We start from the raw sequence: 8,979 nt of genomic DNA, 5'->3' as shown, positions 1-8,979 counted from the left end.
TGTTTTTTTCCATATACTTAAAATACCACAGTAAGAAACACTCTGGTATAGCCAAATTTTTATACTTTCTTATCTTTTAAAAAAGACACCAAATGCCAGCTTATTGCTGTCATTTGATGTCCTCCAGTTAGCTGGTAGAACTAATTTTCTAAATAATCTGCTCCAATCCTAAAATGCGCTGGTCTCGTTCCCTTTTGATTAATAAGAGATTTGTTCAATAACTCTTTGGCTACTTTTCTTACTGTCGCTTCAGAAATCTCCATAACACGAGATAATTCCTGTACTGTAACCCCATCACTATAATGAAAATAATAATTTTGAATCAACACAAACATAAACTGAAAATGGTTTTTACTTTCCATTCTGTCATCTGTTTTTAACTTTTCAACAGCAGAAGTGATTAATTCAACTTTTTCCTTTAATTCAGACAACATATCCTTTAACGCATTGAGTATTATCGATAAATATTCATCAATAAAGAAATTCATTTCTCCCCTATTCTTAATACTATTACAGATTTCAAATGCTTTAAGGTACTTATTTTTATATTTATTGCACCCCCTAGACAAAGATAGTGCAGATATTTTCCCTAAAGTTTTAGCTAGATATAGACTACTTATAAAGCGAGAAGTCCTTCCGTTTCCATCATAAAACGGATGTATATATCCAAAGAAATAATGACCTATTGCTGTCCTAATTAAAAGAGGGGTTTCTTTATCATCATTCATAAAGTCTAACAATTTATCCATTTCCCTTATAATTTTATCTTCCGGAATTAAACCTCGATGTATTTCTTTTCCGCTTCCTGTCCTGCTTAATACATAATTAATATCTTTTCTAAAAATTTCACCATCAGGTAATTCGTTTTTAGATATTTCCCCTTCAATAATATTGTTGTATATACTCCGAACATCCTTTGGGTAAAGAGGGGTATCAGTATCCCCATATAACAAATTTAAATAAGAATTCACCATACTACTAAATCTTTTTTTATCTTTTGTATTAGATTTTGCATCTCTTACACTTCTAGCAATCTCTTCTTTTGTACTTCTTACACCCTCTAATTGATTTGTATTGTATAATTCCTCAACTACACACTCTCTTATAAATTGATCTTTTGCAACTGCTGGTAATTTTTCAAATATGAATCTAAGATTCCCAGCAGTTTTGTGAATTGCACTACACTTTTTTAACATATCTATAGTTGGAACATAGTAGAGGTCAAAAACATTTTTTTGATCGATTGGTTTTATTGATAAATCTAATCTCTTAGTAGATTCAAAAGATATTCTGTTTTTGTGTATATCATCAAAATCACTTGAATTTAAATCGTGAAACATCTTATAAAGGTACCTCATGACTACACCCCCTAGTTAATGTATTAATTATTTATTTTCACATATATATTTATTATTGTCTATTCCAAAGTGTTAAAAATTAATTTTTTTTCCATTTTGATCATGGTTTACAACTGACAAAATAAAAATTATGTACTAATCTATAAATTTAACATGTGCTCCACATTTGCATCTGCCATTTCCATTTTTTTTAATTTTAATCTTTTTTCCACAAGAAGGACATTTTATATACATAAACTAATTTACCTCCTGGAATTCTAATGTAATATCAGTCTAATCATTAGGGCCCAGAAATATACCATGCACTCTTTAGAATTCTTCCCCCCTCATCAAATTTAACCCTTTTAACTCTACCCTGGTGCGTAATGACCTTAGTCTCTCCATGATTCGGCAGATAAGATAGTTTAGCTTCTCCTTCCGAATACACTACAACAAAGGGTTTGTTATCATTATCTATATCAACGTTGAGCTTTCCATCTTTAAATGGAATGTTCTTAAGTCGCATATGTTTCTCCCCCACTCGATATTATTAATTTAGAGCCAATCTGAGCATTTCTATTATTTGAAACTAAAAACTACTAATCTAATATAGAAACGCCCAAGGTCGGCAGAATTGTTTTAATTTGCTATATTCCCCAGCCTATCTAATTCATAGATTACAATCTCGGTCCGTTGTTCTTCCTTTTCGCATGGAATGATTCGTGCTTCCATCTGTTTAACTTGCCGATCATCCTTGTATACGATCTTATTGAGAGCATCAGTAACGCCTTTAAAAAGATTATCTATATCAGCTCTATTTCCATTTATATAATGAGTTAATTTAACGCCTACATGCCCTTCAATGGGCTTATCCTTCATGTGCTGCTTAGCAATCCATCCAACCTGCTTTTTATAAGCCAGATAACGCTGTGCATATTTGTTCTTGTACATACTCTTTTGAGTCATTCTCACAGCTGATACTGGCTTACCTGATATGGTTAGTTGAATCATACTCATAGCCTCCTTCCAATAATGATGCATTAAAGTTTGCGGTAAACCTAATTGTTCTCTATTCACATTAATCCACTCTATTCCCTTATTACAGTAATCTTTGTCTAGTTCAAATCCAATCCAGTTACGCCCTGTATTATCTGCAGCTAATGCTGTAGTACAAGAACCCATACAGTTATCTAATACTAGATCTCCCTTATTCGTGTAGGTCTTAATTAGGTACTCAAACAAGGTAAATAGCTTCTGTGTTGGGTGGAATGTTTTACTTTTTAGCTCTATATATCAATCACGAAAAGAAAATATAAAACGTCCGTATGCTTATCGAATTAGGACGTCTAGGGATGGATAAACGATTGAATCAGATCAAAAGCGATTGGAATAACGACAATATTGGAATTGGGTCAGAAGAAGTGAAATACCTTATCCAACAAGCAGAATGTGTGCAGGAGTTGGAAAGGAAAGTTGAAAGGCTTAAAACTCGAAAAGGCCATCTTGCCTATCGCTTACGAGTAAGGCGAAAACAAAACCCAGCTCCACAAACAATATTTGGATAAAATGAAATATTATGTTAATTAGAATGATTTTTATGACAATTGTTGGGATGTATATGTAATAAACAAACTTATCGATAAAGCATTGAAAGGAGCAGAGGAATGATGCAAGTCACGAAAGATGTTGACATCTATACTTGCCAGTCTTGTTACAAGAATAAAAAAGACAACAATGTTGATGTATATATAATCTCTATTGGATAATGGATATGTTGAAAAAGGTTGTTAGGGAAAATGATGAACACAAAATGCAGTATCGAACGTTAATAGAGGATTTTCACGATAAAGACTTTGTTTTTAGTCGCGGGAATGGTTATCCTTTTGTGACCAAAACAATTCTTATGCGTATGAATCGCATTTTAGATAAAACATCAATCAAAAAACACGCTACACCACATATTTTTAGACACACCTATATTAGTATGGCTGCTGAAGCGAAAATCGATATTGCTACTGTTATGGAAAAAGTAGGTCACGAGGATATGAAAACAACCATGAAGATTTATACTCATGTAACAAATAAAATGAAAAAGGACGCTTCCGAACAAATTTCAAATTTATACGGAAACATCCTTGAAAAAATTACTTTTTAAAAAACTTGTGAGGTTTTTGTGAGATTTTCTTCATGTATCACAAAGCAAACACTTCAAAAACCTGTTATATCAGCGTTTATGGGAGGCGATCTACATCATGCCGCCCATTCCACCCATGCCGCCCATGTCAGGCATTCCGCCGCCTGCAGCGCCGCCATCTTCTTCTGGTTTGTCAGCGACTACTGCTTCTGTAGTTAGGAACATAGCTGCTACAGATGCTGCGTTTTGTAGTGCAGAACGAGTAACTTTTGTTGGGTCAACAATTCCTGCTTCAACCATGTTTACCCATTCGCCAGTTGCTGCATTGTAACCAACGCCAACTTTTTCACCTTTTAGACGTTCTACAATGATAGAGCCTTCTAGACCTGCATTGTGTGCGATTTGACGTACTGGTTCTTCCATAGCACGACGTACAATGTTTGCACCAGTTGCTTCGTCACCTTCAAGATTAAGTTCGCTTACTTTGTTATAAATATTTACTAGTGCAGTACCTCCACCAGCAACAATACCTTCTTCAACTGCTGCACGTGTAGAGTTCAATGCATCTTCAATACGTAGCTTGCGTTCTTTTAATTCTGTTTCTGTTGCAGCACCGACTTTAATTACTGCTACACCGCCAGCTAGCTTAGCTAAGCGTTCTTGTAATTTTTCTTTATCGAAATCAGAAGTAGTTTCTTCAGCTTGTGCACGAATTTGTGCTACACGAGAAGAAATTGCTTCAGGATTTCCAGATCCTTCTACGATCGTTGTGTTTTCTTTTGTAACAACAACTTTAGATGCACGACCTAATTGCTCAATTGTTGCACTCTTAAGATCTAAGCCAAGATCTTCTGTAATTACTTCTGCACCTGTTAGAGTAGCAATATCTTCAAGCATTGCTTTACGACGATCACCGAATCCAGGAGCTTTTACAGCTACAGCGTTGAACGTACCACGAAGCTTGTTAACTACTAAAGTTGCAAGAGCTTCGCCCTCTACATCTTCAGCGATCATTAATAGTGGCTTGCTTTGCTGAACAACTTGCTCAAGTACAGGTAGTACTTCTTGGATATTACCAATCTTTTTATCTGTAATAAGAATGTATGGATCTTCAAGAATTGCTTCCATTTTATCTTGGTCAGTAACCATGTATGGAGAAGCATATCCACGATCAAATTGCATACCTTCAACAACTTCTAATTCCGTGTTAAAGCCTTTAGATTCTTCAATCGTGATTACACCGTCGTTTCCAACGCGTTCCATTGCTTCAGAAATCAAGCTTCCAACTTCACTGTCACCAGATGAAACGGCTGCTACTTGGGCAATAGATTCTTTACTTTCAATTGGATTTGAAATAGTTTTAAGTTCATTCACTGCTACCTCTACTGCTTTCTCAATCCCACGACGAACGCCAACTGGGTTAGCACCTGAAGCAACGTTCTTAAGTCCCTCACGAATCATTGATTGAGCTAATACAGTTGCAGTTGTTGTACCGTCACCAGCAACATCATTTGTCTTAGATGCAACTTCTGATACAAGCTGTGCACCCATGTTTTCGAAATGATCTTCTAGTTCAATTTCTTTTGCAATGGTTACACCATCATTTGTAATTAATGGGGAACCAAATTTTTTATCTAAAACGACATTACGGCCTTTTGGTCCTAATGTTACTTTAACTGCGTCTGCTAATGTATCTACACCACGAAGCATTGCGCGACGTGCGTCTTCACTGAATTTAATTTCTTTAGCCATTGATAAAGCCCTCCTTAAATTCTTTAATTAAGTATCTGTATATCTAAGATTAGCCTATGACAGCTAAGATGTCATCTTCACGAAGAATTAAGTACTCTTTGCCTTCGTATTTAACTTCTGTACCAGCAAATTTTGAAAAGATAATGCGGTCACCTTCAGAAACTTCTAGAGCAACTTTTTCACCATTTACGATTTTTCCAGAACCAACAGCTACCACATTTCCTTCTTGTGGTTTTTCTTTTGCAGAGTCTGGAAGTACGATACCGCTTGCAGTTTTCTCTTCTTGTTCAACAAGCTCGATAACAACGCGTTCTCCTAGTGGTTTAATCATGAAGAAAGCCTCCTTAATTCCATGTCATTTTATTTATTAGCACTCTATATCACCGAGTGCTAATTCCAATTAATATGATAAATAATTCCTGTTAAAAATGCAAGTATGAAGAATAGATTTTTTTATAAAATTTTCTTACTCGAATCAATTCGTATGTCTTTACCTTCACAACATATCCAAAACCTTTGTTATAACATAAAGAATTACTTCAATGAGTCTACTGCCTGCACAGAAAAGTATTATCATTGATAATGTTTTACCTTGAACACAATAAAGTGAAACTTCAATTCATGGGAGTTTTGATTACCCCCCACGCTTTGTTAGTACCACAAGGGTATGACCTAAAGCATTTGAGCCAATCGGGTTTACTGACAGTCGATCCCCCACTTTCAATGCTTATGGCGAAAAAGAACAACTTTATTTCCTTATTAACATACAGATAATGAATTTGTCATACCAAGCCAATGATTCATTCTATTGTAAGTAGCTTTTCATTTTATGATAAAATAAGAGAAGTATAAATAAATACGGTTCTATAGCTTACATAGAATCACCTTAACACACCTTTTTATGTTGCTGATACCTCACTTTTACATGATGTCTAAAAAATCACGTATATGTATTTTATCGTTAATAGATTTATTTCAGCAAACATAAACTAATTGGAAGAAACAAAAATGGATACATTCTTAACTTAGAGATAAAGGAGTCGTTGTATTTTGCCAAAACGATATTGGTGGGTCATCATAACATATGTACTTGTACAATTCTCAGGAGTTATTTTTATCCCACTTCTATATGCAATGTTACCGATTAATCAGATAGACGCGTTTGTTTACTGGTCGCTGATTAGCTTTATAGCAGGAGTAATTATTGTCTTACAATTAATGAAACCAGACATGAAACAAGGAGTAAATCAACGAGATGCTGCTTCTACTGGAAATGTGATTCTTTGGTCTATTCTCGGTGTATTCATGGCATATTTCGCACAGGGAATCGCCGGATCAATTGAAGTGAAGCTGTTAGGTATTGGACAAGATTCGGAAAACACACAGGCAATTATGGATGTGACTCGTATGTCACCACTGTTTATGATAATTCCTATGTTTGCCGCTCCAATCCTGGAAGAAATCATCTTCCGTAAAATTATTTTCGGACGACTGTATTTACGGACAAACTTCTTCATTGCAGCACTTTTATCCGCGCTCATTTTCGCGGTTATTCATGGTGAGCCTGAGCATATACTTGTATACGGTTCGATGGGCTTAGTGTTTGCGTATCTTTATGTAAAGACAAAGCGTATTATTGTACCAATTATTGTTCATATGGCTATGAACTCATTAGTCGTACTTATACAATATAACATTGACCCAGAGGAATTAGAAAGACAGTTAGAAGAACTACAAACCATTTTCATGCTACATTAATACGAAATGTTGAGTAAGGATTTATTATGGAGGCTTTATAAATGAAGATTTCACCGAAGACCATGGCGATTATTTATTTTATTATGGGAGTATTCTTTACGTACATTGCCATTCTGAGTGCAGATGATACCATCTGGAATGTGACCACAATTATATTAGCAATATTTGCTACACTTGAAATAGGCGTTAGTATTCGTTTAATGTCCTTACATTTTCGCCTTAAACATAAAAAGAAGGAATAGCAGTGTATTATGCTGCTTTCCTTCTTTTTTCATGGGTGCTTTTATTTAACCGCCTTTAACTTCTCCAACCAAGCTTCTTTTTGTTTTATTTTTTGTTCCATCGTTGTATAGCGGATAACAAACATATCGGAATCCTTCACAAACACGCGGGCAAGTTCCTCTTGATCATATTGCAGTGAGTCATTAGTAATAGCAAATTCATAGAACCCTTCTTCGTTTGTTACATCCATTTGCTCAAATTGAAGCTCTCCATCAATCATATCACTCAAGTTACCTTCCATGTTTGTAATGAAGTTTTTAACTCCGATCAAATCTTTTCCATCTTCATAATAATGAAGCGTCAGTAATTCAGTATAATTCTCAAAGGTTTCTCCAGAAACTAAAAATTCAACAATAGCCTCCCCTGATTCCTCTGCATAGTTTCCAAGCTCCCATTTATCTTCACTAAATGGCATCTCTAAACTTCTAATTTCTTCTACATAGTTACCTTCCATCACAGGCTCTGCTTCCCCAGCCTCAATTACTTCTCCATTCTCGTCCAAATTAACCGTTTCGCCGATTTCACTGCTATAGATTTTCCATTCCCCATTATCCGGCTTCAATATATGAACACCTGTTGTTTGATTGTTTTGGTAATCAGGGCCTTCCACTTTCATATTCGTCTGCGTATAAGCTAACCTTGCTTCAGCTGCTGACTTTTCTTCTACATGTACATCCGTTAATGTAATATCTAATGTATATGCTTGTAGGCTATTTATTAGCTCCTTTGTTGTATCATAACCAGGGGACTCAGGATGAATGGTTTTCATATGGCCTTGTAAATCCTTATCCATCATTGTTTGAATATTTTCTTCTAGAACTGCCTTTAAGGTATCATCTTCTGGAATAGTAGCTTCTGCTTTTGGTTCTTCACTAGCTTTGGCAACTTTTTCACTATCACTACTGTCCTTAGCACCACATCCGACTATGAATATAAGGCTAAATATAAAAATAAATAGTAGTGATTTCACCTTCTTCAACATACAATTTTACCTCCTGATTTATGTAATAAGTAAGAATCCCTACTTAGCATAGCTCATGCATATGTATAAAGACAGACGTCTTTATACCCAAAAAATATTCTGAAAATACAGGCTAAAGGTTCTATAAAATTAATGTATTACCAATATATTCCTAAATTAGACGCAAAAAAATACAATAAATTGGAAAAATAATGCAATTTATATGTCATAACACCTGTTTAGTTTCTGGGTATTACTCTAAAAATCACCGTAAAAAAGAAAAAATAATACCTTACAGATCATGTGAAACTTCTATCTACTGAGAATTTTGTTCCCCACGGTACCACAAGAGTATGACCTAAAGGTCTTTGAATCAATCGGACATTTACTGCCAATCGATCCCCGACTTATCCATATTGGTTTCTCTTTATTGCTTGAAGTGGGGTATTGCTGCTAGTTATATGGTAGGATAAAACAATTATAATTAATGACCAGTAGACATTGTTGTCCTCATGAGTGGGTTCAAATAGAAATGTACGACTGGAGCAAGCAATCATGGTGAGCTTGCGAGCCAATAAAGACTTATCATAGGGCGATTCGTGAAGTCGCCTCGTTTCTGGGCGCTGTAACTAGACGCCGACCCAACACGCTTATATCTACATGGGCTAATTTTATAACTATAAGAAAAACTGAGCAAAATTCGCTCAGTCCTTATCACTACATGCTCAGATTTACGCTTCCTCTAGTAGCTATTA

Annotated in this window: 11 protein-coding genes; 5 read left to right on the top strand and 6 right to left on the bottom strand. The window is 35.2% G+C overall.

Annotation, left to right across the window (positions count from 1 at the left end; all coding sequences use genetic code 11):
* Positions 1–140 precede the first annotated feature (140 nt).
* From Q1A47_RS19080 to Q1A47_RS20955, 3 genes are all read right to left on the bottom strand, one after another.
* Positions 141–1,358, bottom strand: coding sequence for a Fic family protein (locus Q1A47_RS19080; protein WP_166531007.1), 1,218 nt, complete (start codon positions 1,356–1,358; stop codon positions 141–143).
* Positions 1,359–1,638: 280 nt separating this feature from the next.
* On the bottom strand, positions 1,639–1,863 hold the full coding sequence (locus Q1A47_RS19075) for an XtrA/YqaO family protein (protein WP_166531008.1): 225 nt from the start codon (positions 1,861–1,863) through the stop codon (positions 1,639–1,641).
* A 113-nt stretch (positions 1,864–1,976) separates the two neighbouring features.
* On the bottom strand, positions 1,977–2,627 hold the full coding sequence (locus Q1A47_RS20955; RefSeq protein WP_318279987.1) for a RusA family crossover junction endodeoxyribonuclease: 651 nt from the start codon (positions 2,625–2,627) through the stop codon (positions 1,977–1,979).
* Between the two features lie 62 nt (positions 2,628–2,689).
* Between Q1A47_RS20955 and Q1A47_RS19060 the strand changes: the two genes are divergently transcribed.
* Together Q1A47_RS19060 and Q1A47_RS19055 are read left to right on the top strand one after the other, a co-directional pair.
* The gene (locus Q1A47_RS19060; RefSeq protein ID WP_166531009.1) at positions 2,690–2,902 is read left to right on the top strand and encodes a hypothetical protein; all 213 of its coding nucleotides are present in this window, start codon (positions 2,690–2,692) and stop codon (positions 2,900–2,902) included.
* A 245-nt stretch (positions 2,903–3,147) separates the two neighbouring features.
* Entirely contained in the window at positions 3,148–3,492 is a 345-nt protein-coding gene (locus tag Q1A47_RS19055; protein ID WP_299632705.1) for a tyrosine-type recombinase/integrase, read from the top strand.
* A 90-nt stretch (positions 3,493–3,582) separates the two neighbouring features.
* Here the strand turns inward: Q1A47_RS19055 and groL are convergent, their stop codons facing one another.
* On the bottom strand, positions 3,583–5,223 hold the full coding sequence (groL, locus tag Q1A47_RS19050; RefSeq protein ID WP_026680381.1) for a chaperonin GroEL: 1,641 nt from the start codon (positions 5,221–5,223) through the stop codon (positions 3,583–3,585).
* 49 nt (positions 5,224–5,272) lie between these two features.
* The gene (groES, locus tag Q1A47_RS19045; RefSeq protein WP_026680380.1) at positions 5,273–5,554 is read right to left on the bottom strand and encodes a co-chaperone GroES; all 282 of its coding nucleotides are present in this window, start codon (positions 5,552–5,554) and stop codon (positions 5,273–5,275) included.
* A 317-nt stretch (positions 5,555–5,871) separates the two neighbouring features.
* Here groES and Q1A47_RS19040 point away from each other — a divergent pair, with 317 nt between their 5' ends.
* From Q1A47_RS19040 to Q1A47_RS19030, 3 genes are all read left to right on the top strand, one after another.
* Positions 5,872–5,997, top strand: coding sequence for a hypothetical protein (locus Q1A47_RS19040; RefSeq protein WP_299632703.1), 126 nt, complete (start codon positions 5,872–5,874; stop codon positions 5,995–5,997).
* A gap of 276 nt (positions 5,998–6,273) precedes the next feature.
* Entirely contained in the window at positions 6,274–6,981 is a 708-nt protein-coding gene (locus tag Q1A47_RS19035) for a CPBP family intramembrane glutamic endopeptidase (RefSeq protein WP_166531011.1), read from the top strand.
* Positions 6,982–7,022: 41 nt separating this feature from the next.
* Positions 7,023–7,223 carry a YdiK family protein gene (locus tag Q1A47_RS19030; RefSeq protein ID WP_026680378.1) on the top strand — a complete coding sequence of 67 codons (201 nt, stop codon included), beginning with the start codon at positions 7,023–7,025 and terminating at the stop codon, positions 7,221–7,223.
* A 41-nt stretch (positions 7,224–7,264) separates the two neighbouring features.
* Here the strand turns inward: Q1A47_RS19030 and Q1A47_RS19025 are convergent, their stop codons facing one another.
* Positions 7,265–8,245: a hypothetical protein gene (locus Q1A47_RS19025; RefSeq protein ID WP_026680377.1), complete on the bottom strand. Its 981-nt coding sequence runs from the start codon at positions 8,243–8,245 to the stop codon at positions 7,265–7,267.
* Positions 8,246–8,979 lie beyond the last annotated feature (734 nt).

Source organism: uncultured Virgibacillus sp., from assembly GCF_947495635.1.
GTDB lineage: Bacteria > Bacillota > Bacilli > Bacillales > Amphibacillaceae > Virgibacillus > Virgibacillus salarius.
The sequence above is the reverse complement of the archived record's forward strand: the minus strand, read 5'-3'. Positions and strand labels throughout refer to the sequence as shown.

What these genes read in the sequence shown, in the direction of transcription:
- groES (WP_026680380.1), bottom strand. Translation starts at nt 5,554, where the DNA reads ATGATTAAACCACTAGGAGAACGCGTTGTTATCGAGCTTGTTGAACAA.
- Q1A47_RS19025 (WP_026680377.1), bottom strand. Translation starts at nt 8,245, where the DNA reads ATGTTGAAGAAGGTGAAATCACTACTATTTATTTTTATATTTAGCCTT.
- groL (WP_026680381.1), bottom strand. Translation starts at nt 5,223, where the DNA reads ATGGCTAAAGAAATTAAATTCAGTGAAGACGCACGTCGCGCAATGCTT.
- Q1A47_RS19030 (WP_026680378.1), top strand. Translation starts at nt 7,023, where the DNA reads ATGAAGATTTCACCGAAGACCATGGCGATTATTTATTTTATTATGGGA.
- Q1A47_RS19080 (WP_166531007.1), bottom strand. Translation starts at nt 1,358, where the DNA reads ATGAGGTACCTTTATAAGATGTTTCACGATTTAAATTCAAGTGATTTT.
- Q1A47_RS19055 (WP_299632705.1), top strand. Translation starts at nt 3,148, where the DNA reads ATGCAGTATCGAACGTTAATAGAGGATTTTCACGATAAAGACTTTGTT.
- Q1A47_RS19060 (WP_166531009.1), top strand. Translation starts at nt 2,690, where the DNA reads ATGGATAAACGATTGAATCAGATCAAAAGCGATTGGAATAACGACAAT.
- Q1A47_RS19075 (WP_166531008.1), bottom strand. Translation starts at nt 1,863, where the DNA reads ATGCGACTTAAGAACATTCCATTTAAAGATGGAAAGCTCAACGTTGAT.